Genomic DNA, 24,873 nt, shown 5'->3' on the forward strand with positions numbered 1-24,873 from the left:
TACTTTAATCTACAACAATTCTTTGAAAAGTCCTCGAACAAAAAATTCTTCATCAAAATCTTGCAAATCATCTATTTTTTCTCCAAGACCAATCAATTTGACTGGTATTTTCAAACTTTGTACGATTGACAAAACAATCCCTCCTTTGGCAGAACCATCAAGCTTCGTCAATGCAATCCCTGTAATCGGTGTAACTACACTAAACTCTTTTGCCTGTTGAATTGCATTTTGACCTGTTGTCGCATCAAGTGCAAGAATCGTTTCATGAGGTGCATCTGGAATTTCGCGTTTGATAACTTTCCCGATTTTTTCCAATTCCTTCATGAGATGGTCTTTATTTTGAAGTCGTCCTGCCGTATCCACAAGTAGAATGTCATAGTCTTCAGCCTTTGCCTTAGCAACAGCGTCAAAAACGACGCTCGCAGGGTCTGAGCCAGCAGCTTTTGTTACCACTTCCACACCAGAGCGATTACCCCATTCAACCAACTGGTCAATAGCACCAGCTCTAAAAGTATCTGTTGCTGCAAGCAGTACACGCTTTCCTTCATTTTTGTAACGCGCTGCCAATTTACCAATCGTCGTTGTTTTACCAACACCATTTACACCAACAAACAAGAAAATAGAAAGTCCTGTTTCTTGAATATCAAGTGCTGATGGTAACTTATCTCCATCAAACTTATCAACAATCTTCTCAATAATTAATTGGCGCAAATCATCAGATGATTTTGCATGAGCAAGTCTTGCCTCATGTCGAAGCTCCTCAGTGATTTCCATCGCCAAATCAACACCAACATCGGACATAATCAACGTTTCTTCAAGTTCTTCAAAGAACTCCTCATCAACAGTTCTAAAGTTAGCAAACAATTCATTAAAGCCGTCACTAAACGTTTTCCGAGTCAAACTTAGAGAATCTTCATATTTCTTTTCAGTTTCCTCACGTGACTTCGTGAAAATATCTGCTAAAGCATCAACATCAATGACAATTTCTTCTTCATCAGTGCTGACAGCAGTATTGTCAGTAATATTTTCATTTTCTGTCAGTACTGACAGATTTTTATCATTATTTATAAGTTCTTCATTAGCCACCTGCACCTCTGTCAGTGCTGACAAAGTGCTAGATTCGATATTATCCTGTTTTTCCTCAATGACAATATCATCAGCTACCTCTTCTTGCTTTTTTTTACCAAACAAACGGTCAAAAAGTCCCATATTTTCTCCTTTAAGATATATTCGTTCTACTAACACTTGTGGGAAAAGAAAGAATCCCCTCACAAATGAAGTAATCACTTCAATCGCTCAAGTTTTCATTTTCACTAACTTTCAAGCAGCCTAAACTAAATTAATAATTAATCAAGTACCGAATCTTGCTTTCTAAAAACGACCCAGCCATTTTTATTTTAATTTTTTTCTAAGTAACGCAAGTCCAGCAACCAAAATTCCAACTGCCGAAAAATCAACAATCTTTGATACAATCACAAAATTTGTCGTGTCCACCGAGAAAGCAAGCATCATCACAAGCAAAGCGTGACTAGCAAACACCAACCCCATAAAACCAGTCAAAATCATAAATTTCTTATGACTTCCTTCACTCTCACCAGCCAACTCTAGCAAAGGCTTATTAAAAACTACCGACAATAAAAAGATAATTCCAATCACTGCTGTCAAAATAGGATGCCAAAGTTTAAAAGCCAAATTATTTCCATGCGTCAAATAGACCGATAAAAGTGAAATCAAAAATCCAACGATAGCAACCAAACTCACGGGGTTCAGCGTCCGTTTTGTGAGCAATCCCCAAATCATATGGATGACAGGAAATGCCGTAGCCACACCAAGTGCTAACGTATCGGACCAACCACACGTTTTTAAAATTAAATAAGCAAAAACAGGCAATATAATTGCAAAAATCAAGCTTGGTATAAACTTTTTCAACTGTAAATTCTGATTCATCATTAATCCTTCTACAAATATTTACGACTTATTTTACCACGATTTACCTAGAAAAATCAGGCGCAAGTCGGATAATCAAAATTACAATACATACTTTTCAATCATATCTGCAACAGCATTTTGGTCATTCGTCAGACTCGAAATAATATTTGCTTGCTCCTTCACGCTATCCACTGCATTTCCCATTGCAACACCGAAACCTGCCCAAGCAATCATTGACAAGTCATTTGCCTCATCTCCCATCGCCATCACATTTTCTGGTTGCAAATCAAGCTGTCCGATGAGTTGGGTCAACCCATAAGCTTTATTGATTCCCTTTGGCATAAATTCTAGCAATTTTGCCTGAGTCTTGAAAATCTCAAAACGACTAAAAAATTCATCAGGAATCCGCTTTAAACTTTCATCCAAAAATTCTCTTTCCGTACAAGAAACAATTTTGTTGTAAACCACTTCACGCGGCACATCATTAAAATCCATCTTGATAAAGGTCAAAAGTTTATTCAACGTTTCATATTCCGACACTCTTGGACTTTTTGTAACAAACACTTTTTCTTCACTCAAAATATCACAAGGAATATCCAGACGAGAAGTCAAAAATTTTATTTCTTCAACTTCTTCGTAAGAAAAACTTTTTTTCGATAAAATTTGTCCCGTATTCCGTTGAACCAATCCTCCGTTAAAAGTCACACTATAATCATCAAAATCAAGCATATTTAATCGTTTCAAAAACGGCTGAATCGCAATCAAAGGACGCCCCGTCGTCAACACGACATCAACTCCTTTATTTCTTGCAGCATCAATCGCTTCAATATTCTCACGAGAGATTTCTTTCGACGAATTCAATAACGTCCCATCTAAATCAAGGGCAACCAATTTAATTTTGTTAGTCATGAATTTATTATACCACAACTCCCAAAATGACAAATACTCTGAACAAATGATTTATCTCTCTTCAAAATCCTTAATCTATTTTTCCCTATCCAGCGTTTTTATACTTTAAAAATCAGTAAATATCAGTCGCACTTAACACCTATTTTTCTACCTTCTCATCCGTTTTAACTCTTTAATTTCTTTACTCATTAGTAAAGCATAGGAGTTACAATCACAATATTCAAAAACATCACGACATTTCTCCATTATCACTAATGCTGTATCATCTCCTCGGTGAAAATGATAGTTGGCTTTATTATACTTTAGAATATTTTTTTCAAAAGTATAATAATCTTCGATATTCATATTTTCAAGATAACTAATATATTTCTCTGCTAACTCCCACTGCTTATTCCTGACAAATGCATTGACAATATTGAGTAAAGCCTGAATTTTTGCACGTCGTATTTCTGGCAACTTCTTATTGAAATAATTAGCTTTTAACATCTGTTGGGTTAATTTTGAAAGTGTAACAGGATCAAAAATATGATCACTTCGGGTTAGTGCATTAATATCATATATTCCCCAATCTTCTAATTCTAAAAGATAGGTTTTTAAAAATAAAATATCCTCTTCAGGTATTTTATAATCTCTATCAATTTTTGCGAGAACTGCCTCTGCTTGTACTCTATCTAACTTGTATTTCTTACTATCAAAAGTAGAAGATAACATTTTTAGTTTTTCGATAAATTGACAAACTTTGTCCTTATCATTAGACATATATGCAGCAATAAGTTCTGATTCATAAAGCATAATATCTTTAGAATTCAACATTTGATTATATAAGTTCTGAAATTCAAAAGCTGAAACATTAATATTATTTATAATATTAAAGAAAGTTTCAACAGATGGGCTAGAAATTCCATTTTCAAATTTAGATATATTAGCACTAGAAGTATCATTCCCAGCTGCTTCTTTCAACGTAAACTTTTTTGAAGTTCTAAAAAGTTTAAAAGCTTCCCCATATAAGACTTTCTCAACATTTCTACTTTTCATCCATCCTCTCCTATATTACAAATAAATAATTATTAACAATAGTTAAAAATTAACTCTATTTTATTTTTGTATTCTTTTATATAGTTTATTATACTACAAACATAATTATGAGGGAGGAGAAGTTATGAAAAAATTAAAATTCACATTACTACTAGTCGCTTTAGTATCCTTAGTCGTTGGCTTTGTTGAAGTTCTTCCTTGGGGATAATTTTAACACTACTTACAAATAAAGTTTCATTGATGCGATAATGTCACTTATTATCTTTAGATTAAAATATTAACATATTGAAATTTTTCTCCATCTAGAACATACTAAACAAAAGGAAAAACCTAAATGAATAATACGATTACTAACTTATTATCCAATCAATCTCAAAAAGAGATACGTACAGACCGACTACAAGTCCAAGGAAATGTGCTTAAAGTTGACAAAAACACTCTTCAATTAACAAATGTCTCCACACTAAGTCACGGTCGTCTAAAAGTTAACATTCCATACCCACTTATTATTATCTGGTTCTTAGTCTCTCTTATCATCTTAAAGTTTTCTTTTATACTAGGGTTAATTTTAATCATTGCCTTGGCAATTTATGGCTACTTTCTCTATCAGAAAACTTTAAATACTAATTCTTATCTTTATATTCAGCTTAACTCTGGAATAATCTATCCTATTTATTTTAAAGAAGAATCTTTCTTACTTGAGGTTCAGGATGTTTTAGAAAGTGCTTTTAATCAACGCAACCAAAATATTAGCATTAATATAAAAGATCAGACAATTATTGGAGATAATAACTCAATTGCTGAACATTCTATTGGCGATAACAACATTATTGAATCAAACAATACGGATAAATCTTTCAGTATAGGAGAGATTAATAATAGCTCTCTTGAGCAGGTTCAACTCGGTCATGGCAATCACGCAAATATTGCTTCCAATGTTTCTGGTTATGATTGGGATGAAATCTCTAAAGAACTAGAACGTGTTATTAATAACATCTCAATTTCCTCTTCAGTTAAGTCTGCTAGCATTGAAGCATTAGAAGCCGCTAAAAGTAAAGATACTTCTACATTTGAAAGTACTGTAAACAATCATAAAGCCGAGTTTCTTTCAGAGTTATTTGTAAATTTTGCAGGAAGTTTATTAACTCAAGTTGTTACTAAAATTTTAGGAATGGGATAATTCCTTCATCGAAACAAAAAAAGCCCGAATGGACTTTTTTTATTTTTATTGGTCAACCAAAAGACGAACTTTTTTGCCCTCAACAGGAACAAAATAGACAACTGTACGAATGGCTTGAATAATACGTCCTTGACGACCGATAATCCGACCGATATCACCATCAGCGACTTTGAGATGATACTCCATAAATTCTTCACCCTCGATAAGCTCTAAAGATACTTCATCGGGTTGTGTTACCAATGGTTTGACAATCGTCAAAACTAACTCTTTCACATCTGATTGCATAACATTTCCTACTCTAACCAGTATCCTGGTCCAATTTTTTATGTGAATATCCGCGAAAAGCTGTCCAAAAGGGCAGCTTCAAATTTCTTATTTAGAGAATTTTGATTCGTGGAATTTTTTCATAACTCCAGCTTTTGAAAGTAAGTTACGAACTGTATCTGATGGTTGTGCACCGTTGTTCAACCATTCCAAGATGCGTTCTTCTTTAAGTGTGACTTGGTTTTCAGCTACGAGTGGGTTATAAGTACCAACTGTTTCGATGAAACGACCATCACGTGGAGCGCGTGAATCAGCAATGTTAATACGGTAGTAAGGTTTTTTCTTAGAACCCATACGTGTCAAACGAATTTTTACAGACATATTTATCTATTCCTCTTCTTAATTTTTAATACTTGAATATTATAACATAGGTAAGGTAAGCTGTCAAGAAAAAATCTTGACAGCTTTCATCTGCAGATTTTTTCCTCATTTCAATCGCAAAAAACTGTTAAGAAAATTCTCGATAATTTTGTATTATTTTTGAAGAAAGGGATAATATCAATATTTCTTTTCAGCACTGTCTTACCTCTTTCTCAGAGTGAGTAAAGCAGCAACAAGTAAAATCATTCCCATTAGTGCAGGAGCTGAATGCCCAAAGAGCGTATATATTTCACCACCGATTAAAGGTCCAGCAATACGAGCAAGGGATTGTAATGCTTGTGACCCGCCTTGGAGTTTTCCCTGCTCACTATCGCTTGCTTGTTTGGATAAACGACCGTTAAAAGCGGTACCGAATACCGAATCTCCAAAAGCATATATAAACATTGCAAGGATAAAGATAGGCCAAAACTGAGTGATTGCTGAGAGAGCCATCAATGTATACCCAATAAGCTCACTCACTATTGCGAGATTAATTAACTGCTTATCATTGAAGCGCTTGAGCAGGTGTTTCATTATCAAGGTTTGAGTGACAATATCTTGTAGCCCCATGATAGAAAAGACGAGCCCGATAGCTACAGGTCTCCATGCAAAACTATCCCATGTAAACTGACTAATGATGGCTTGCATTGCTCCCGCTGGAATCCAAAGGAGAAAACCTACGATGAAAAGTTTTGAAAGATTGCGCATAGTCAAAACATCAAAGAGTGCTGTAAAAGGATTAATCCGATTTAGCGGAAGTTTTGATAATCGCTTATCTAATGCTAAACTTTCTGGCATTGCAAAGAGACCATAAACAAGATTGAGCAGACAAATAAAAGCGCCGAAATAAAAAGGAACACTATTTCCAAAATGAGCAAGTAGCCCCCCAAATGTAGGACCGGTAATCGTACCAATACCAACAGCTGCTGCTGCCCATCCAAAGACCTTTGTACGTTCTTCAGATTTTGTGATATCGGCAAAGTAGGCAAAAAGTGCAACGATATTTCCACCAGTCAATCCATCAATAATTCGACCAAGAAACAGCATCCAAAGTGCGCCAGCCAGTCCAAAAACGAGATAACCGATGCTTGAACCCGCAAGACAAGTTAGTAAAATAATTTTTCTACCATATCGGTCAGAAAGCGCACCCATCGCTGGTGCAGCAAGAAAGGTACATCCTGCATAAATCGCAGTTAGCGCAGTCACAATAAATGCTTGATTGCTATGATTTGCAAAGGGAGCGACTAGAAACGGAACAACAGGCGCAATGATTGTAAAGCCCAGTCCTGTAAGAAATGTTGAGATAAGCCCAAAGGTTAGGGCATGATGATTAGGTTTCATATTAGTTGACCTCGATTGAAGTGATTACTTCATCGGTGAGGGTTCCCCACCGATGTTAGGGTACAACCTCACATCTTCGATATGAGGTCACCCTGTCCAAGAAGCCTAGGTGCTAAAGCACCAACGCCCTATGGCAGTAGAACGAAAGCAGAGCTTAGTGCTGCTTATCCCGCCACCTAAGAGGTGGGGAATTAGCACGCACTTGCTAAGTTAAATGTCTATATTTAGTTTCCTCAGAAACAATAATAGAATATCATCTTTTTGTTTCTTTGTCAATAAAAAGATGATAAAAAAAGAAACACTTTACGATTTTAAAGTGTTTCTTATTGTTTGATCAAGATGAGCGTTATATTTTTCCAGAAAATTCAAGATGACTTGGCTTTCTTTTGCGGATAAATCTTCAAATACGATTTCATCTTCTTTGAGAAATTTTTGGTGCATTGCCTCATGGCGATTATTGATTTCATTTCCTGCTTGTGTCAGCCGAAAATAAATTTCTTTTTTATTGTCAGGACTTTTGAAACTTTCGATTAGACCTTTTTTGAGCAATTTTTTGGTGACTTTGCTGATTGCTCCGCGGGTGACATAGAGTGCTTCTGCGAGCTTGGTCACGTTGGGATAATCAAGTTTTGCAATCCATTCGATTGATTCAATCTCTGACAGGCTTAAGTCTGGGAAAACTTTTTCCATTTGCGGGCGATAGTGGTAATTAATTTTATTGAATAAATCAGTTAAACTGGATAAGATTTCTGCTTGCTTGGACATTTTATCACCTTCTTATACTTTTCAAGATTAAAAAGTTACTGACAGAATTTCTGTCAGTGAGTTCTGAGTGCTGTCAGTAATTTTTCTGCTGTCGCTTGATTCATTAGTTTTGATTGGCGGAGAAGTTCGCTGAGTTGAGCAACTTCTTCAGCTTTTGCACCGACCGAAAGCGCCAGCGCGCGAGCTTGTAAGCCCATATGTCCCTGCTGGATGCCCTCAGAAACAAGCGCACGCAAGGCTGCAAGGTTTTGTGCCAAGCCAACAGCAGCAATCACTTTCGCCAACTCCTGAGCTTCTGTAATTTGCAAAATTTCCATTGCTGCTTGCGCTTTAGGTAAAACTTTGACGCCTCCGCCAACTGTTGCAACGGGTAACGGCAACTCTAGCTCGCCCAAAAGCGTATCTCCTGAAACTCGCCAAGTTCCAAGAGCGCGGTATTGTCCATCGAGACTCGCAAAAGCGTGAATGCCAGCTGCTATGGCGCGCGTGTCATTTCCAGTCGCAAGCACGACCGCATTGATACCGTTCATGATTCCTTTATTGTGCGTCGCGGCACGATAAGGGTCAAGTTTTGCAAAACGCGAAGCTGCCATGATTTTGTCAGCAACTTCTGCGCCGTTGTCAGTTTTTGACAGCTTTTTGACCGGAATTTCACAGCTTACTTTTACCAGAGATTCGGTCGCAAAATTTGACAGAATGCTGAACAAAATTTTTTCCTCAGGAAACCACTGACGAAAACGCTCTGCTATGCCCTCCAATATTGAATTGACAATGTTTGCCCCCATCGCATCTCTGACATCAATCTTAAAATCTACTGACAAAAAATTTTCGTCAAAAATTCGAGTAGAAATTTCTCGTAAGCCTCCACCTCTTTCGACAATAGAGGGATAAGCTGTTCGTGCTACTAACAAGATTTCGTCAGTGCTGACAGAAATTCTGTCAGTAAGTTTCGTGGCATTTTGTACGTCATAAAAGACAATTTGCCCACGCATTAACCGTTCCGTAATCTTTGCAGTAAATTTGCCAGCCATTTTGGCACCGTTGCTTGCTGCAGCAACAACTGATGGCTCTTCTGTCACAAAAGGAATCAAATATTTTTTGTCATTAATGACAAAATTTTGGGCGAGTCCCATTGGCAGCTCAAACTCTGAGATTTGGTTTTCAATCAAATTATTTGCGATGGCTTCATCGAGTGCCATTTGACGCAAAACAGCCCGCGTTTTCTCAGGTAAATCAAGCGTCTGACGGCGTTCTTCTGGCGTCATCTGATAGAATTTCTTTTCCATGTTTAGCTTTCAAATTTTGGATTTTTCAGCAAGACGGCAAGCCCCAGACCACCGCCAATGCAAAGACTTGCAATACCGTAACGTTTGTTTTCACGCTTGAGTGCATAGCTCAATGTTGTGATAATCCTTGCTCCAGTTGAGCCAATGGCGTGTCCCAAACCAATTGCTCCACCATAAATGTTTACTTTTTTCTCATCAAGTGCGAGTTCACGATTGACCGCAACACTAGACGCCGCAAAGGCTTCATTGATTTCAAAAAGGTCAATTTCTGATAGGCTCAACTTCGTCTTAGCGAGCAATTTTGTGATGGCTTCTATCGGCGAAACACCCATGATGGCTGGGTCAATCCCGATTTCTACTGAATCAACTAACTCTGCAAGATAGGGGATTTGGTGTTGAACAGCATACTCTTTCGTTGCCAAAATGACTGCCGAGGCACCATCATTCACTGGTGAAGAATTTCCAGCAGTTACCGTTCCGTTTGCTTTGAAAACCGTGCGCAGCGTGCTTAATTTCTCTAAACTTGAGTTTGGACGTGGGGCCTCGTCGTCTGCCATCGCTCCAATAGGGACAATTTCATCTTTAAAAATTCCCGCATTTCTAGCTGCAACTGACTTTTCCTGTGAATTTTGCGCAAAGACATCTTGACTTTCTCTAGAAATTTCAAATTTCTCGGCAATGGTTTCGCCGATATTTCCCATATGAATCCCTGAAAAAGCGTCAATCAAGCCGTCAGAGAGCATCGAGAGTGTCTCTTCGTTCGTCTTTTGATTTTTCAAGATTGGTGCGTTGGACATGGACTCCGTCCCGCCTGCAATCACCAGCTCCGCCTCTCCAAGCTGGAGGAGTTGTTTCGCTAAAATGACCGCTTTCATGCCTGAGCCGCAGACTTCGTTAATCGTCGAAGCAGGTACAGAAGCGTTTAAACCGCTGTTTAGCGCAATTTGCCGCGCGACATTTTGACCGTTTCCTGCTTGAAGGACATTGCCAAAAATGACCTGAGCCACATCTGACTTTATCGCTTCATGTCGGGCTAAAAGTTGCTTTACGACAGCTGTCCCAAGCTCTGCTGCCGAATATTTAGAAAGTGCGCCGTCATATTTACCGACTGGCGTACGTAAGGCGTCAATGATTACAATTTCTTTCACGAGTGAACCTCCGAAAGCCATTATAGCATAATTTCGAGTCCTTTTTGTAAAGAGAGTTTATCCCTTGAAGATGGTGAGCTATGAAAATCTTGTGAAATGTGCTAAAATGATATCATTCAAAAATAAGGTTGTGAAATCAACTTTTTTTGTTTTTTCTTGAAGCAAAAATGTGGTTCGATAAAAAATCAAAGTTATATTCGCACAACTATGATAATGAGGGAATTTTTAAAAATGAAAGTCGGTATAGATAAACTTGCTTTTTTTGTGCCAAATACATACGTTGATATGACAGAGTTGGCGCTTGCTAGAGGAGTTGACCCAGCAAAATTTCATATTGGAATTGGACAAGATGAAATGGCAGTCAATCCTGCTACTCAAGACATTATTACTTTTGCAACAAATGCTGCTGCAAGTATCTTAACAGATGAAGACAAAAAATCAATAGATATGGTGATTGTCGGCACAGAGTCCAGTGTTGATGAATCTAAGGCTTCCGCTGTTGTGGTTCATGGTCTTCTTGATATTCAGCCCTTTGCACGTAGTATTGAAATGAAGGAAGCTTGCTACGCAACAACAGCAGGACTTGCTGCTGCCCGTGACCATGTACTTCTTCATCCTGAGTCGAAAGTCCTTGTCATTGCCTCTGATATTGCAAAATATGGTTTAAATACAGGTGGAGAGCCAACACAAGGTGGTGGTGCTGTTGCTATGCTGATTACTAGCGAACCGCATCTTTTGACATTAAATAATGATAATGTTGCACTTTCGCAAGATATTTATGATTTTTGGCGTCCTTTTGGACAGGCCTATCCTTCTGTTGATGGAAAATTTTCAAATGAAACTTATATCAATGCCTTTGCAAAAGTTTGGGATGAATACACCAGCCGCACTAGTTTGACCTTTGAAGATTTTAAGGCGGTTGCTTTCCATACGCCTTATACCAAAATGGGTAAAAAAGCTTTATTGCCAAAACTTGAGTCTGAAAGTCCTAAAAATGCTGATGATTTGATGAAACAGTTTGAATATGGAATTGCTTATAATCGTCGTGTCGGCAATCTTTACACTGGTTCACTTTATTTGAGTTTAATCTCTCTTTTAGAAAACTCACCTGACCTATCTGCTGGTGATAAAATCGGATTATTTAGTTATGGTTCTGGAACCGTCGCTGAATTTTTCTCTGGTGAATTAGTGGATGGTTTTGAGAAATATCTGCGTACAAAAGACCACCAAGCATTACTTGATGGACGTTCAAAATTGACTATTTCTGAGTATGAAACAATGTTTAATGAAAAGTTAGATTTGAATCATCATGCAGAATATCATGATGAGATGCCCTTCTCAATTAGTGAGATTCGTGATAATCATCGTCTTTACAAAAAATAAAGTCAAGATACAGTCAGTAGAGAATGAACAACCTTTATCCTAAAATGTTGAGATGGATAAGATGACCTCACATCTTTGATATGAGGTTTACCTTAGGCTCGTCGTCAAAAGCAAAACGCGTTGATTCCACAACCTCAATGAACACTGACAGAAATTTCGTCAGTAATTTTTCCAATCGCTACTGCCTGCTATGATATTGATAGGTAGTAAAAGATTGAAGCAATCAATGAATCAGTATATAACAAAACCTGTCAGCATACTGACAGGTTTTTCTTTTTTAAAATTGGACATTATCAGGATATTTGTGTGGTAAAAGGGCGCCATGTAACTGGTCAATGAATACCATATCTTCATCTGTCAGTTCAAAATCAAAGATTTGAGCATTTTCTTTAATTCGATTAGGCGTGATAGATTTAGGAAGAGGAAGATATCCTTTTTGTAAATGCCATCTCAGCACCGTTTGCGCCACTGTTTTGTCATACTTTTCAGCGATTTCACCCAAGGCTAATATTTTAAAAATTTCACCTGTTCCAAGCGGAGAATACGCTTCTGTCAGTAAATCATGCGCTTTATTATAAGCTACAATATCCTCTTGTTGGTCACTTGGATTGCTATAAATCTGATTGACAACAGGCTTGATCTTTGCAGTTTCAAACAAAGCATCCAGATGATGAGGTTGAAAATTAGCTACACCCAACGCTCTAATTTTTCCCGCCTCATAAGCTTCTTCCATCGCACGCCACAGTTCACTATTTCGTGTCTTAAAGTTAGGACGTGTTTTCACTGGATTTGGCCAATGGATAAGCAGAAGGTCAATGTATTCCAACCCCAACTTCTCCAAACTTTCATCAATGCTGCTGACAGCTTCTTCATAAGTGCTGACAAAATTCCATAATTTTGTTGTAATGAAAAGTTCATCACGTGCTATTCCTGAATCTTTTATGGCTTCTCCTATAGATAGTTCATTGCCATAAGCCTGAGCCGTATCAATATGACGATAACCTGTGATAAGTGCAGTTTTCACTGCTTCATAAGCAACCTCTCCATCTGGACTTTGCCAAGTTCCAAAGCCAACTTTGGGAATTTGCACGCCATTTGCGAGTTGATAAGTGTCTGATAACCCATCTTGTCCTCCTCCAAACTTTTCTTTCTATTTTATCAAAATTTTAGAAAAAATGATTTCTGTCAGCACTGACAATTATATTAGACTATCTTTAAGATTTGTTCAGTATAGAAAAAATCTGTCAGTATGCTGACAGATTTTATATTTCATTTAAGTAATGATGCAGCTGCTTCATCAGCAATCACTGTGACATTATCACGAGTTTGCAAGATAGATGCTGGTAAATCAATTGTAACTTCACCTTCAATCATTCCTTTGACAGCTTCAGCTTTTTCTTTGCCATAAGCCATCAAAACAATATTTTTAGATTTCATAATGCTAGCAAGTCCCATAGAAATTGCTTGGCGTGGTACATCAGCTTCTGATGTGAAGAACCGTGCATTTGCTTTAATTGTACTTTCTTCAAGGTCAACAACATGAGTTGTAATATCAGTAGGTGTTCCTGGTTCATTAAAGCCAATATGACCATTTTGACCGATACCAAGAATTTGCCAATCAATAGGATGTTCTGCGATGATTTGGTCGTAATGTTTTACTTCAGCATCAAGGTCTGCGGCTTTACCATTTGGCAAGAAATTTTCTTTAAAAGGTTTTTCTTCAAACAAATGTTTGTTCATGAAGTAGCGATAAGACTGATCATTTGAACCATCAAGACCTACATATTCGTCCAAGTTAACTGAAGTCATACCAGTAAAATCAAGGTCAGAATTAATGATTTGATTATAAAACTCTACTGGAGTTGAACCTGTCGCAAGTCCAAGTGTCTTAGCACCATTTTCCATTGCTTCTTTAAGAAGATTGAAACCAATTTTTCCGCCTTCAAGTTGATTTTTAACTACGATAACTTTCATTTTTCTGTGCTCCTTTTTAAAATGTAAACTCATCTCACCTTTATCGACCACACTAGAGCCCAACATATCAAGTGCTTAGGAAAAGACAAACAAGTTCAGTTATAAAATGTATCCTGACCTCAAAAAGTCTGAATCATTTTTGAATTGGTATATATCAATTTATCTACACTTTTATTATAGCATAAAATCATGTCATGTCAACAAAAATTTATCAACAAAACTCATTTTTTTGCTCTCTATGATAATTTATAAAATTTACTTTTAGTTTGCACCTCACATTTGATGTCGTAATAAATCGTCACAACGCATTCTATCCACAGTTACCACTCGGTGTTGGTGTTTTCACAGCTCACAGCCACAAGACAGCCGAGCTGTTCACTAATCTTGGAAAATTTAAGAAATGAGACAGCATAAAAACTAATATCAAAATACGCTGCTTGAGTGAAATTTTGCTATAATTGTTTTTATGAATATTAACGATTTTGATTTTGATTTACCAGAAGAACTTATTGCTCAAACCCCTTTAGAAAAACGCTCTGAGTCACGTCTTTTGGTCCTTGACCCTAAAACTCATCAAATGCAAGATAAACATTTTTATAATATCATTGATGAACTTGAATCTGGAGATGCTTTAGTACTTAATAACACTCGCGTCTTGCCTGCTAGGTTGCATGGCGTGCGCAGTGAAACAAAAGGACACATTGAACTTCTTTTACTCAAGGATTTGGGTGAAAATCGCTGGGAAACTCTTGCAAAACCTGCTCGGAAAATGAAAGTCGGTGAGCAAGTTATTTTCGGTGACGGTCGTCTGAGTGCTGTTGTTATCGAAATACTTGAACATGGTGGACGCATTGTTGAATTTCATTATGATGGAATTTTTCTTGAAATTTTGGAAAGTTTAGGCGAAATGCCACTTCCACCCTATATCCACGAACAACTTGAAGACCAAGAACGTTATCAAACAGTTTTTGCCAAAGAAAATGGCTCTGCTGCAGCTCCAACAGCAGGTTTACACTATACACCAGAGCTTTTGCAAGCCATTGAAGATAAAGGCGTAAAAATTGTTGAATTGACACTCCACGTGGGTCTTGGTACTTTCAGACCTGTCAGCGTAGATAATGTTGACGAGCATCATATGCACAGTGAATTTTATCAACTTTCAGAAGAGGCAGCAAAAACTCTCCGCGAAGTTAAAACCTCTGGTCACAAGGTTGTTGCCTGTGGGACAACATCTATTAGAACTTTAGAAACAATCGGAAGCAAGTTTAAAGGAGATATACAAGCAGATTCAGGCTGGACAGATATTTTCATCAAACCTGGCTATGAATGGAAAGTTGTTGACGCTTTCAACACAAACTTTCACCTTCCAAAGTCAACATTAGTCATGCTTGTTGCTGCATTTGCTGGGCGCGATTTTGTACTTGAAGCTTATCAACACGCCGTTGATGAAAAATATCGTTTTTTCAGTTTTGGCGATGCAATGTTTGTACGAACAAAATCATAAAATTCACCGACAAAAGTTTTGTCCGTTTAATGCAACTAAAACGAGCATTGAATCAGTATACTGACAGAATAAGCTGTTGCGCGCAGATCGTTTAGTTGTTGGTTGTGCCCAAAAGCAATACGAGTTGACTTCACAAGTTTAATAAATAGACTTTTTAAGGAGCAAAATGAGTTTTCTCAACCTTGTTATGACACCTGATTTCATCAGTATTATCTCAGATGGACAAATTACAACTGACCAATACATCACCCAAACTCATTTTAAAAAATTTGAAACTAGTCCAAACGGTTTTGTCGTCGGTATCACAGGATTTGAACTTATTACAAATGAGATTAGAAAAAAATTTTACTATCAGCCAAAATTGACCTTTGATGAAGCACAGCTTTTTTTAAGAGATGAATTAGAAAAATATAAATATAAGCAGGCTACTTTTGGTCAGTTTATCCAATTCAATGCGATTATTGCTGGATACCCAAATTTACTTGCAGAATCAGGTTCTTCCTCTAAGCATGAATCTTCTACCCTTTCAGCACCAGAAGCTACAACATTTCACATTGAAAATCAAAGCATTACTGAAACACATTATCAAAATTCGGCAGTTCTTTCTCTCGTACCCGATGATATCTCATTTAATCCTAACCGTCTCATCAAAGATAACCTTGCTAAATTTTCCTCTCAAACATTCTTACCTCATCTTCAAAACCTCCAACGCAACGCTCTCTACAAAGTTGCTGATGAATCAAAAACTGTAAATCGTGTCATTTTCCAAGAAGCGATTACTCCTACTAATCCCATTAGATAACCCTTAGTGAGAAATTGTCTGCTTACAGTATTCTGCCAATGCTGATAATGTTTGTAGATTTAGAGATGAGCTAATATGACAAGTCAAAAAGACTGAATTACTCAGTCTTTTTTTCATCGTGTGTTTCTTGATTGGCTTTGGATAATGTTAATTTTCCCTTTGGATTATATTTTTTTAACAGCGTATCAATCCGTGCATCCGTCCAATAATCTGCGGAAGCAATAAAATTACCATCCTTATCTCGGTCACCAATAATTTTAAATCCCATTCTTGTTCTCCAAAATCACTTATTGCTCATTCATTACCTTATAATTTCATCATACAAAATCAAGCTTTATCGCCTTCATTTAAGTTGCAAGCTTGATAAATCTAATACTGTTTAATTTCTAAATGGAACATTTTGCGCTACAGTGCTACGTGCTTCGCACGCCATTCTACGAACGGTCTATGCAACTTCGTTGCTCCGCTCGCTATCCTTTTGCTTAGCTGCTAAAGCAGCAAGAGCAAAAGGCAAAGCACCTAGTCGCACTCTCAGCCTTTGCGCTCCACGCAAACCACTTCTTGCGCTTACCATTTCTCCTTGCCAGCTCTGCTGGCTTAGAGCGAATGGATAGCCTAACGTAGTGAAGATGACGCACTATGTCAAGGTTGGGAATAAGAAAAGCTACACTTTTTTCTTACATCGCAAGGCAGCATATTTGCAGTTCATCTAATAATTTTACTGCGCAAAATTAAAGATGAACTAATATAAATCTTATGTCAATCCACAAATTCAAACTCAAATTTACGAATTCTTACATAATCGCCATCACGAGCACCCATTTTCCGAAGGGTTTCATCAACACCCATAGAACGCAGCTGACGCGCAAACTTCATCACAGATTCATCATGGTCAAAGTTTGTCATGACAAATAATTTTTCAATCTTCTCACCAGACAACCGCCAGCCGCCATCATCATCACGCGATACAGTGAAAGGCTGCTCTTCTTCCTCAAATCCGTAATACGCAACCTCATTTGCAAATTCGTCTTCATCGTAAAGCAAGAACTCAGGCGTTTCAGCAAGGAGTTCACTCGTGCGAGCCAACAGACCTTGCAGTCCTGTCTTTGTCAGACCAGAAACTTCAAAGATTTCAGGCATTTGCTCGTCCTCTTTCAAATCTGCTGCTAATTTTTCTTTAAACTCTGCCAGACGTTCAGGAGCTTCAGGCATATCCATTTTATTTGCCACAATGATTTGCGGACGTTCCATTAGACGCAGATTATAAGATTCCAACTCATCATTAATCGTTTTATAATCTTCAAAAGGATCACGTCCTTCAAGCTCAGACATATCTAAGACATGAAGCAGCACGCGCGTCCGCTCAATATGTCTCAAAAATTGAATTCCAAGACCCGCACCAGAGTGTGCACCTTCAATCAAACCAGGCATATCCGCCATAACAAAGCTATCGCCATAGCCGACTTGCACCATCCCAATATTCGGCGTAATTGTCGTAAAATGATAAGCTCCGATTTTAGGGCGAGCATTTGATACGACTGAAAGTAAAGTCGATTTTCCCACAGATGGAAATCCGACCAAACCAACATCCGCAAGCACACGAAGCTCCAACAACAAAATCTTATCCTCACCAGGCTCACCATTTTCAGCGACTTCTGGTGCAGGATTACGTGGTGTCGCGAAGCGGATATTTCCCCGTCCGCCACGTCCACCCTTAGCCACGACAAACTCTTGGTTTTTTTCAATCAAATCAGCAAGGACGACACCTGTTTCATTATCTTTGACCGTTGTTCCTTGGGGAACACGCACAATTAAATCTTCAGCGCCATGTCCGTGCATTCCTTTGTTCATGCCTTTTTCGCCAGCTTTAGCACGAAAAATACGATTATAACGGAAATCCATCAAGGTAGACATTCCTTCATCTACTTTGAAAATAACTGACCCACCTTTTCCGCCATCACCTCCCGCAGGACCACCGTCTGGGACATATTTTTCACGACGAAAAGCAACTGCGCCATCGCCACCTTTCCCAGCTTTTACCTCAATTTTAGCTGTATCTAAAAATAAGCTCATTTTATTTTTTCCTCTGTTTTCCTATTTTTCAGCACTTCCTAAAAAAATAGGAGCTTTGAACTGCTCCTATTTTATCATATTTTACCGATTATCTCAAAAGCTGGTTTCATAGGATATGAACAATTTCACAAAACTCAAATTCGCTTGTCTTAGGATCAAATGTCAAGTGCATAAGATCGAGATTTTGAAAACCTTCTGTTGACATAGCTGTCGTCCGCTTGACCTTGTCTTCAAGAAAAAACCAACTTGCTGCACCATGACCCACACAAAATACATTTTGATTTTTAGGTGGAGATAAAATTTCTAGGAACGCTTTCTCCACTCTGTCAACAAGCGCTGCCCTGGTTTCACCACCGAACGCCTCATAAAATGTCGTTTTATCCCATACTTCAAGGTAGGTCGGCTGACCTTCAAAAGCACCAAAATTCATCTCTTTTAACGCTTTCAATCGTTGATAAGATTTTTTTGGAAAAACGATTTCCAAGGTATCACTCGCCCGCTCAGAAGTAGAACTATAAAATGCATCGAACTCGACAGGAAAATTTTTCATGAATTTGCGAGCCACGATGCTATCGGCTTTTCCTCTTTCAGATAATGGTGAATCACACCAACCTTGTGTTCTACGCTGAGCATTAAAAAGTGTTTCCCCATGTCTCATGATATAAATATGTTTCTTCATATTTTTTATTTTCTAAAGCTAAGCGCTGTCTTAATCGTTTGATTTTTAGCACTTGGCTTACTCTCTATTAAATCAATCAAAGTCTCCGCTGCTTGTTCTCCCCATAAATGCTTTCGATAAGAGATAGAGGGCAAGATAGGATATAAAAAATCAGCTGAATGATTATTATCAAAACCCACTATTTTAAATTGTGGTTCTAATAAAATATGATGGCGACGTGCATAGCGGTAAAATCCTATCGCTTCATCATCATTTAACGAATACACTCCTACTGTTTTATCTTTTGCTTCTGCAATGATTTTTTCTGCCGCTTCATATCCAGATTGCTCTGTGAAATCTCCCTCCAAGATTTTGAAGCTTTTACCTGATTTTTCAAATGTCTCAATTGCAGCTTGCAGGCGTGTTTCTACGTCGTAATTTCCTCGTGGTCCAGAAATGATATAGTAGTTTTCTTGATGTTGAGAGACCAGATACTCTACTGCCTCTTTTGATCCTGAAGCATTATCAAGTAAGACGGTTCGTGCATTCTCATGGCTTACTTCTCGGTCAAGTACCACGACTTTATTGCCTTGAGTTAAAACTTTGTTTAAATCATCATCTTGAAATTTATTATCCAGAATAATTGCGCCATCAAACAATTTTTCAGATAGAAATTTTTGAGTACGATTTCCTGAGTTGACCATCATATCATAGCCCAGAAGTTCTAACCGATGCTGCATCCCATCAAGTAATTCACCATAAAACTCACCCTGAAAGCTTGAGATATATACGCCTATAATATTTGTTTTATTTCCTTTAAGTGTCCTCGCTGCTAATTTCGGAGCATAGCCCAATCGATCTGCAATCTCCTTGATTCTAGTACGCGTAGGTTCAGAAACTTTGGCAGAACCATTCAAGGCATAAGACACGGTTGAGATCGACACCCCGCCTGTTTTGCAATTTCTCTAATTCCTGCCATTTTGTTCCCCTTCTTGAGCCTGACCTTATTTAAAATTCAACGATTTTACTTTCAATAATATCCTCGCTACTTTTGGCAATAAAAACCTCAAATTGCCCATGTTCAAAGACATAATCATTAGTAAAATTATAGAATTTTAATTGTTCGCTGTCAATCTCAAAATGAAGTCGTTTTGCTTCGCCTGAATTTAATTCAATTTTCTCAAAAGCTTTCAATTCTTTGAGTGGACGAGCGGTGGTCGCGACTAAATCTCTAACAAAGATGAGCACTGTTGTTTTTCCATCTACAGTACTCCTGTTTTTGACAGAGATGTCAACTTTGATTTTGTTTTCATCAGTACTGACAGATGGGTCAAAATATTCAAAATCACTATAAGAAAGTCCATGACCAAAAGGATAGAGTGGCGTTGACAAGCAATCTTGATAACGTGAGACATACTCTTCATTTTCAGTTAAAGTCGGACGACCTGTCATATATTGATTATAATAAATCGGAATTTGCCCACTACTTCTTGGCAAGCTCATCGTCAGTTTAGCAGATGGATTTTGCGTGCCATAGAGTAAATCAACAATGGCACGCGCTCCCATTGTCCCTGGAAAATAAGCATAAAGAATGCTATCAACTCTATCAGCAATCGTTGACAAATCCAGAGGCCTTCCTGCAAAGACAACTAAAATAATCTCCTGTTTTCCATCAGCATACTGACCAACTAAATCAATAGCTTCTTGTGTCAAGCTAATATTTGTATAAGATTTTGATTCTCCTGTCTGCGCACTTTTCTCCCCTACAAAAATAACTAATTTATCAGCCTCTTTCGTAGGACAACACTCCTTTTCTGTCAGTACTGACAGAATGCTCTCCGTCTCAGTTACGTCTCCCTTCCAAGACCAACTGCCAAGTAAATCAGTACTGTCAAGTAATGGGGCCAAAAACGATACTTTATCTGCTTTTTTCAAAGGCAGACTTTTCTTATCATTTTTTAATAAAACGATGGACTCTACCGCGGCATCATAAGCGACTTGTTTATTTTCTTCAGTAAAGACTTGTGATTTTTCTCGCTCAAGCGTTGCACCGCGATAAGGGTCTTCAAAAAGTCCCAAGCGATTTTTTAACTCTAACACTCGTCTGACCGCTTCATCAAGTAACACTGACAACTTTTTGTCAGTTTTGACCAATTTTTCTAGTGTCTGTAAGTAAGCTGTTGTCATCATTTCAATATCAACCGTTGCTGACAGCGCTTTTTGTGCGGCCTCTTCCGCATTTTTAGCCGTTCCCCAAATTACTTGCTCCATAACTGCACCATAGTCCGTAATGACCACGCCATCAAAGCCCCATTCATCACGCAAAATGTCCTTCATCAGCCATTTATTACCAGTCGCTGGGACACCGTTGATTGTATTAAAGCTCGTCATGACAAGTGCAACTCCCGCATCAATCGCAGCTTTGTAAGCAGGCAGATACAGCTCACGCAGTTTATTTTCAGGCAAATCAACCACATTGTACTCACGACCCGCTTCAACCGCCCCATAGGCTGCAAAATGTTTCACGCAAGCCGCCAGATGTTCCTCATCAAAATCGCCCTGAAATCCTCTGACAAAACGTTCAGCAAAGACACCATTCAAAAAAGGATCCTCGCCCGTTCCTTCCATGACGCGTCCCCAACGCGGATCCCGCGACAAATCAACCATCGGCGCAAAAGTCACGTGCAAGCCCGCAGCAGTCGCTTCTTTCGCCGCAATTTCCGCCGTTTTTCGCGCCAATTCGGGATTAAAACTTGTCGCGAGACCCAACGGAATCGGAAAAATCGTGCGCGCCCCATGGACGACATCCGCCATAAACAAAAGTGGGATTTTCAAACGTGATTTTTCTAAATAATCACTCTGAATTTTACGGATATTTTCCACACCATAAACGCCCAAAACCGAGCCCAACGTGTAAACCTCAGCCTCACTAATCTTGTTTTCCGCGTAAATTGGCCCTGTAATTTCCTGATTATCTGTCTGAAAAAATTCACCACCAAGCTGTGTCAACTGCCCGATTTTTTCTTGGATTGTCATCTGTTCTAAAAGCTTATCTAAATTTTCTTTTTTCAATTTTTTTCTCCCTATTTCATTCCCGACACATTAAAACCTTCCAAGAAATACTTTTGGAAAATCATATACACAATGATAATCGGAATAACCATAAATGCTGAACCAGCCATCTGTAAGCCATAATTTGCCGTATATTGACCCTTCAAAAGCTGCAAACCAACAGACAATGTATATTTATTTTGATCGTTGGCAATAATCAATGGCCACAAGAAAGAATTCCAACCAGCAATAAATGTCAAAATTCCTTGTACCGCTAAGATAGGCTTAGATACCGGAATAATGATTCTCCAGAAAATCGTCCATTCACTGGCTCCTTCAAGACGTGCAGCTTCAAGCATTTCTGTTGAAATTCCTGACATAAATTGTCTAAACAGAAAAATGCTAAAAGCTCCAACTAAACCCGGCAAGACAACCCCAGTCATCGTATTTGTGAGCCCTATTGCATTGAGGAGCAAATATACAGGAATCATCGTAACTTGACCAGGAATCATCATCGTTGCTAAAACCAAATAAAATAGAAATCTTCTTCCCTTAAAATTAAATTTAGCAAAGGCATAGCCAGCACCAGCAGATAAAAACATTCCAAAGAATGACCAAAAAACGACAATTAATGTATTGAGCAAGTATTGAACAAAATTCATTTGTGTAAAAAGTTGCACAAAATTTTCAAAGGTAATATTTTTAGGCAAAATAGTAGGAGGAAATTGCATCAACTCTGTTTGAGATTTTACACTTGATAACAACATCCAAACAATTGGAAGTAACGTAAATACCGCGGCCAAAAGTAAGAAAATCCCTAGAATTATTTTATATACCTTTGCTTGTTTTTTAGTAATAATCATAATTGATTTTCCTTTCCTTGAATCCGAAACATTACAAGAGTGACAATTATAATAGCAACAAAAAGAACAAAGCTACCTGCTGCTGCATATCCAAAACGGCTTAACTGGAAACCGTTATGATAGATGAATAGAGAAATCGACATTGTGGAATTTAAAGGTCCCCCATTCGTCATGACAAATGGCTCATCAAAAAATTGTAGCCATCCAATTAATGATGTTACACTCACAAAGAATGTTGCAAATTTTAAGCTTGGGACTGTAATATGGAAAATCTGGTCGCGAAGTGTTGCCCCATCTAATGAAGCAGCTTCATAATACTCTTTCGGAATACCAGAGACAGCAGCAAGAAAAATAAGCATATTTGTTCCAACCCCTCTCCATAAGGCTAAAACAATCAATGAAATTTTAGCAATACTAGTATCTTGCAACCATCCAATAGGTGGTATATGGAAAATCCCAAGAACGAAATTAAAGAAACCATAGGGATTATAAAGAAAAGCCCAAATGACCGCCACTGCAACTACATTGGTTACTGACGGAGCATAAAACACAACTCTAAATGCTCTAAAAAATCGATTTTCACCAAAATTGATTGCAATAGCTAGCCCCATTGAAATGACTACAACTAGAGGGACCCCTATAATCACGTAGAACAAAGTATTCCTTATAGATTGGAAAAATACTGGATCCGAAAAAATCTCTTTAAAATTTTGTACTCCAATAAAATGAATTTGTGACCAGTCCGCCAAACCTGTTACTCCAGCATCAGTAAATGAAATAAGCAGTGCAACGATAATCGGAAAAATCGAAAACAAGAGTAACAATATTAATGCTGGAGAGAGAAAGAAATAGGGAAAGTATTTATTGAGAAAGTTTTTCATTTTATCTATATTCTCCTTAAAAAATATGAGATAGAGTTTTTAAACTTCTCTACCTCATCAAATAATTATTAATTTTTTGCATCCAATAAACTTTGAGCTTTTGTCTGGAACTGCTTCATTTGTTCAGTAACATTTGCATTCTTTAACCAAATATTTTGTTGGAAGGTTAAGTAGCTTTGAGCAATTTGTTCATATTGAGGCACCATTGGCATTGGTTTTGCGTGATCCAATTGGTCAACAAAGGGTTTCATCAACGCATTTCCCGCAATGGATTTATCCTGAAGCGCAGTCTTATTTGTTGGAAGGTCATTAACTAGTTTATACCAAGCAAGCTGTTCTTTTGGAGTACTCATAAAACTAATGAACTTAGCTGATTCATCTTTTGCTTTAGACCAACTAGCAATAGTTAGATTATTGCCACCTACCACCGAGTCATTATTATCTGGACCTTCTGGCAGCACTGCTGTTGCATAATTTCCAGGAATATCATTTCCTGCAGCATTTAATGCACTTACCATCCAAGGTCCTGAGATAAACATTGGTGTTTTAGAATCCGTTCCTCCAAAAGTTTGAGTAATATCTGTACTCAAAGGCTGTTTAGGAGCATAACCTTTCTGAATAAAGTTGTTTATATAAGAGACCCCTTGTACAAATTCAGGTTGGTCAAATTGAGCTTTTCCATCTTTAATCAAACTACTTCCCGCTTGATTAGCCATCATAAATGCAAAACTTTGTTCTGCTGGATCGATAGAAATCCCATACTCCCCTTTACCCCGTGTTGATAGAATTTTAGCATCTTTTGTTAAATCATCCCAGGTTTTTGGTGCTTCATTAATTCCTGCTTTTTTAAAAATATCTGTACGATAATAAAGGACACGAACGTCATTTGCCCAAGGAATACCATAAGACTTACCATCAAACTTTGTGGTTGCCAAATTTGCATCATAGAAATTGCTGTCTGATAAGTTTTTATCCTTACTGATGTATTTAGATAAATCCGTCAAAGCTCCTGCATCTTTAAACTCAGTCATCCATGTTGTTCCCATCTGAATTACGTCTGGTCCTTGTTTAGAAGCAACTGCGGTCAAAAGCTTATCATGTGCGTTTGCCCAAGGAATATTTTGAACTTTAACCTTAATTCCTGTTTCTTTTGTAAAATCAGCCGCTACTTTAGGAAGGTTTTCACCCTCAGCTCCCATTGCCCAAACTGTGATTTCTTTATTTGAGGACTTATTTGCAGAACTAGACGTTCCACATGCAGTAAGTGATAGTATTGCTAATGCTGAAAATGTACCAAGTGCAATTTTTTTATTGAGTTTCATTTAAAGAGTTCTCCTATTTATTTTTCAAAATAATTTTTTCAATAGTAATCGATCAAGCATTTATCTTGAGTCTTACCATTAAGTA

General features: G+C 37.8%; 25 protein-coding genes. 4 read left to right on the forward strand and 21 right to left on the reverse strand.

Features of this window, described 5'->3' with window-relative positions; all coding sequences use genetic code 11:
- Nucleotides 1-9: 9 nt before the first annotated feature.
- From ftsY to D7I46_RS05675, 4 genes are all read right to left on the reverse strand, one after another.
- The gene (gene ftsY, locus D7I46_RS05660) at nucleotides 10-1,209 is read right to left on the reverse strand and encodes a signal recognition particle-docking protein FtsY (RefSeq protein WP_120772011.1); all 1,200 of its coding nucleotides are present in this window, start codon (nucleotides 1,207-1,209) and stop codon (nucleotides 10-12) included.
- A gap of 183 nt (nucleotides 1,210-1,392) precedes the next feature.
- Nucleotides 1,393-1,950 carry a VC0807 family protein gene (locus D7I46_RS05665; protein WP_240424515.1) on the reverse strand — a complete coding sequence of 186 codons (558 nt, stop codon included), beginning with the start codon at nucleotides 1,948-1,950 and terminating at the stop codon, nucleotides 1,393-1,395.
- A gap of 78 nt (nucleotides 1,951-2,028) precedes the next feature.
- Nucleotides 2,029-2,838, reverse strand: a complete 810-nt coding sequence (locus D7I46_RS05670) for a Cof-type HAD-IIB family hydrolase (RefSeq protein WP_120772012.1) — start codon at nucleotides 2,836-2,838, stop codon at nucleotides 2,029-2,031.
- A 147-nt stretch (nucleotides 2,839-2,985) separates the two neighbouring features.
- Complete coding sequence (locus D7I46_RS05675) at nucleotides 2,986-3,873, reverse strand: Rgg/GadR/MutR family transcriptional regulator (protein ID WP_120772013.1); 888 nt, start codon at nucleotides 3,871-3,873, stop codon at nucleotides 2,986-2,988.
- Between the two features lie 334 nt (nucleotides 3,874-4,207).
- Here D7I46_RS05675 and D7I46_RS05680 point away from each other — a divergent pair, with 334 nt between their 5' ends.
- Nucleotides 4,208-5,053: a hypothetical protein gene (locus D7I46_RS05680; protein ID WP_120772014.1), complete on the forward strand. Its 846-nt coding sequence runs from the start codon at nucleotides 4,208-4,210 to the stop codon at nucleotides 5,051-5,053.
- Nucleotides 5,054-5,098: 45 nt separating this feature from the next.
- On the opposite strand, the gene D7I46_RS05685 is transcribed toward D7I46_RS05680, so the two are convergent.
- From D7I46_RS05685 to D7I46_RS05710, 6 genes are all read right to left on the reverse strand, one after another.
- Nucleotides 5,099-5,338: a KH domain-containing protein gene (locus D7I46_RS05685; RefSeq protein WP_120772015.1), complete on the reverse strand. Its 240-nt coding sequence runs from the start codon at nucleotides 5,336-5,338 to the stop codon at nucleotides 5,099-5,101.
- Between the two features lie 87 nt (nucleotides 5,339-5,425).
- Nucleotides 5,426-5,698: a 30S ribosomal protein S16 gene (gene rpsP, locus D7I46_RS05690; RefSeq protein ID WP_120772016.1), complete on the reverse strand. Its 273-nt coding sequence runs from the start codon at nucleotides 5,696-5,698 to the stop codon at nucleotides 5,426-5,428.
- 201 nt (nucleotides 5,699-5,899) lie between these two features.
- A complete protein-coding gene (locus D7I46_RS05695; RefSeq protein ID WP_120772017.1) occupies nucleotides 5,900-7,078 on the reverse strand; it encodes an MFS transporter in 1,179 nt (392 codons plus the stop codon).
- Nucleotides 7,079-7,381: 303 nt separating this feature from the next.
- On the reverse strand, nucleotides 7,382-7,843 hold the full coding sequence (locus D7I46_RS05700; protein ID WP_120772018.1) for a MarR family winged helix-turn-helix transcriptional regulator: 462 nt from the start codon (nucleotides 7,841-7,843) through the stop codon (nucleotides 7,382-7,384).
- A gap of 53 nt (nucleotides 7,844-7,896) precedes the next feature.
- Entirely contained in the window at nucleotides 7,897-9,129 is a 1,233-nt protein-coding gene (locus D7I46_RS05705; RefSeq protein WP_120772019.1) for a hydroxymethylglutaryl-CoA reductase, degradative, read from the reverse strand.
- Between the two features lie 2 nt (nucleotides 9,130-9,131).
- Entirely contained in the window at nucleotides 9,132-10,277 is a 1,146-nt protein-coding gene (locus D7I46_RS05710; protein WP_120773303.1) for a thiolase family protein, read from the reverse strand.
- Between the two features lie 231 nt (nucleotides 10,278-10,508).
- Between D7I46_RS05710 and D7I46_RS05715 the strand changes: the two genes are divergently transcribed.
- Nucleotides 10,509-11,660 (forward strand): hydroxymethylglutaryl-CoA synthase, encoded by a 1,152-nt coding sequence (locus D7I46_RS05715; protein ID WP_120772020.1) that lies wholly within the window; start codon nucleotides 10,509-10,511, stop codon nucleotides 11,658-11,660.
- A 277-nt stretch (nucleotides 11,661-11,937) separates the two neighbouring features.
- On the opposite strand, the gene D7I46_RS05720 is transcribed toward D7I46_RS05715, so the two are convergent.
- A complete protein-coding gene (locus D7I46_RS05720; RefSeq protein WP_120772021.1) occupies nucleotides 11,938-12,750 on the reverse strand; it encodes an aldo/keto reductase in 813 nt (270 codons plus the stop codon).
- Nucleotides 12,751-12,929: 179 nt separating this feature from the next.
- Nucleotides 12,930-13,634, reverse strand: a complete 705-nt coding sequence (locus tag D7I46_RS05725; protein ID WP_120772022.1) for a glucosamine-6-phosphate deaminase — start codon at nucleotides 13,632-13,634, stop codon at nucleotides 12,930-12,932.
- A gap of 466 nt (nucleotides 13,635-14,100) precedes the next feature.
- Here D7I46_RS05725 and queA point away from each other — a divergent pair, with 466 nt between their 5' ends.
- The gene (gene queA / locus D7I46_RS05730) at nucleotides 14,101-15,138 is read left to right on the forward strand and encodes a tRNA preQ1(34) S-adenosylmethionine ribosyltransferase-isomerase QueA (RefSeq protein ID WP_120772023.1); all 1,038 of its coding nucleotides are present in this window, start codon (nucleotides 14,101-14,103) and stop codon (nucleotides 15,136-15,138) included.
- 166 nt (nucleotides 15,139-15,304) lie between these two features.
- A complete protein-coding gene (locus tag D7I46_RS05735; RefSeq protein ID WP_120772024.1) occupies nucleotides 15,305-15,940 on the forward strand; it encodes a hypothetical protein in 636 nt (211 codons plus the stop codon).
- Nucleotides 15,941-16,037: 97 nt separating this feature from the next.
- On the opposite strand, the gene D7I46_RS05740 is transcribed toward D7I46_RS05735, so the two are convergent.
- The 9 genes from D7I46_RS05740 to D7I46_RS05775 form a co-directional block, all read right to left on the reverse strand.
- Entirely contained in the window at nucleotides 16,038-16,208 is a 171-nt protein-coding gene (locus D7I46_RS05740; protein WP_120772025.1) for a hypothetical protein, read from the reverse strand.
- A 177-nt stretch (nucleotides 16,209-16,385) separates the two neighbouring features.
- Entirely contained in the window at nucleotides 16,386-16,514 is a 129-nt protein-coding gene (locus tag D7I46_RS13655) for a hypothetical protein (RefSeq protein ID WP_276117065.1), read from the reverse strand.
- A 185-nt stretch (nucleotides 16,515-16,699) separates the two neighbouring features.
- Nucleotides 16,700-18,013 carry a GTPase ObgE gene (gene obgE, locus D7I46_RS05745; protein WP_120772026.1) on the reverse strand — a complete coding sequence of 438 codons (1,314 nt, stop codon included), beginning with the start codon at nucleotides 18,011-18,013 and terminating at the stop codon, nucleotides 16,700-16,702.
- A gap of 106 nt (nucleotides 18,014-18,119) precedes the next feature.
- Nucleotides 18,120-18,692, reverse strand: a complete 573-nt coding sequence (locus D7I46_RS05750) for a histidine phosphatase family protein (RefSeq protein WP_120772027.1) — start codon at nucleotides 18,690-18,692, stop codon at nucleotides 18,120-18,122.
- Between the two features lie 5 nt (nucleotides 18,693-18,697).
- Complete coding sequence (locus D7I46_RS05755) at nucleotides 18,698-19,615, reverse strand: LacI family DNA-binding transcriptional regulator (protein WP_120772028.1); 918 nt, start codon at nucleotides 19,613-19,615, stop codon at nucleotides 18,698-18,700.
- 64 nt (nucleotides 19,616-19,679) lie between these two features.
- Entirely contained in the window at nucleotides 19,680-21,743 is a 2,064-nt protein-coding gene (locus D7I46_RS05760; RefSeq protein ID WP_120772029.1) for a glycoside hydrolase family 3 N-terminal domain-containing protein, read from the reverse strand.
- A gap of 11 nt (nucleotides 21,744-21,754) precedes the next feature.
- Nucleotides 21,755-22,585, reverse strand: a complete 831-nt coding sequence (locus D7I46_RS05765; protein WP_120772030.1) for a carbohydrate ABC transporter permease — start codon at nucleotides 22,583-22,585, stop codon at nucleotides 21,755-21,757.
- Nucleotides 22,582-23,466, reverse strand: coding sequence for a carbohydrate ABC transporter permease (locus tag D7I46_RS05770; protein ID WP_120772031.1), 885 nt, complete (start codon nucleotides 23,464-23,466; stop codon nucleotides 22,582-22,584). Before D7I46_RS05770 ends, D7I46_RS05765 begins: the two co-directional genes overlap by 4 nt.
- A gap of 68 nt (nucleotides 23,467-23,534) precedes the next feature.
- Entirely contained in the window at nucleotides 23,535-24,788 is a 1,254-nt protein-coding gene (locus D7I46_RS05775) for a sugar ABC transporter substrate-binding protein (protein WP_120772032.1), read from the reverse strand.
- Nucleotides 24,789-24,873 lie beyond the last annotated feature (85 nt).

The organism is Lactococcus allomyrinae, assembly GCF_003627095.1.
GTDB classification, from domain to species: domain Bacteria; phylum Bacillota; class Bacilli; order Lactobacillales; family Streptococcaceae; genus Lactococcus; species Lactococcus allomyrinae.

Excerpts from the sequence above, each read along its gene's own strand:
- D7I46_RS05775 (WP_120772032.1), bottom strand. The coding sequence starts at position 24,788 with ATGAAACTCAATAAAAAAATTGCACTTGGTACATTTTCAGCATTAGCA.
- D7I46_RS05715 (WP_120772020.1), top strand. The coding sequence starts at position 10,509 with ATGAAAGTCGGTATAGATAAACTTGCTTTTTTTGTGCCAAATACATAC.
- D7I46_RS05750 (WP_120772027.1), bottom strand. The coding sequence starts at position 18,692 with ATGAAGAAACATATTTATATCATGAGACATGGGGAAACACTTTTTAAT.
- D7I46_RS13655 (WP_276117065.1), bottom strand. The coding sequence starts at position 16,514 with ATGGTAAGCGCAAGAAGTGGTTTGCGTGGAGCGCAAAGGCTGAGAGTG.
- D7I46_RS05685 (WP_120772015.1), bottom strand. The coding sequence starts at position 5,338 with ATGCAATCAGATGTGAAAGAGTTAGTTTTGACGATTGTCAAACCATTG.
- D7I46_RS05735 (WP_120772024.1), top strand. The coding sequence starts at position 15,305 with ATGAGTTTTCTCAACCTTGTTATGACACCTGATTTCATCAGTATTATC.
- D7I46_RS05680 (WP_120772014.1), top strand. The coding sequence starts at position 4,208 with ATGAATAATACGATTACTAACTTATTATCCAATCAATCTCAAAAAGAG.
- D7I46_RS05770 (WP_120772031.1), bottom strand. The coding sequence starts at position 23,466 with ATGAAAAACTTTCTCAATAAATACTTTCCCTATTTCTTTCTCTCTCCA.
- ftsY (WP_120772011.1), bottom strand. The coding sequence starts at position 1,209 with ATGGGACTTTTTGACCGTTTGTTTGGTAAAAAAAAGCAAGAAGAGGTA.
- D7I46_RS05675 (WP_120772013.1), bottom strand. The coding sequence starts at position 3,873 with ATGAAAAGTAGAAATGTTGAGAAAGTCTTATATGGGGAAGCTTTTAAA.
- D7I46_RS05725 (WP_120772022.1), bottom strand. The coding sequence starts at position 13,634 with ATGAAAGTTATCGTAGTTAAAAATCAACTTGAAGGCGGAAAAATTGGT.
- D7I46_RS05695 (WP_120772017.1), bottom strand. The coding sequence starts at position 7,078 with ATGAAACCTAATCATCATGCCCTAACCTTTGGGCTTATCTCAACATTT.
- D7I46_RS05765 (WP_120772030.1), bottom strand. The coding sequence starts at position 22,585 with ATGATTATTACTAAAAAACAAGCAAAGGTATATAAAATAATTCTAGGG.
- obgE (WP_120772026.1), bottom strand. The coding sequence starts at position 18,013 with ATGAGCTTATTTTTAGATACAGCTAAAATTGAGGTAAAAGCTGGGAAA.
- queA (WP_120772023.1), top strand. The coding sequence starts at position 14,101 with ATGAATATTAACGATTTTGATTTTGATTTACCAGAAGAACTTATTGCT.
- D7I46_RS05705 (WP_120772019.1), bottom strand. The coding sequence starts at position 9,129 with ATGGAAAAGAAATTCTATCAGATGACGCCAGAAGAACGCCGTCAGACG.
- D7I46_RS05740 (WP_120772025.1), bottom strand. The coding sequence starts at position 16,208 with ATGGGATTTAAAATTATTGGTGACCGAGATAAGGATGGTAATTTTATT.
- D7I46_RS05670 (WP_120772012.1), bottom strand. The coding sequence starts at position 2,838 with ATGACTAACAAAATTAAATTGGTTGCCCTTGATTTAGATGGGACGTTA.
- D7I46_RS05700 (WP_120772018.1), bottom strand. The coding sequence starts at position 7,843 with ATGTCCAAGCAAGCAGAAATCTTATCCAGTTTAACTGATTTATTCAAT.
- D7I46_RS05665 (WP_240424515.1), bottom strand. The coding sequence starts at position 1,950 with ATGATGAATCAGAATTTACAGTTGAAAAAGTTTATACCAAGCTTGATT.
- rpsP (WP_120772016.1), bottom strand. The coding sequence starts at position 5,698 with ATGTCTGTAAAAATTCGTTTGACACGTATGGGTTCTAAGAAAAAACCT.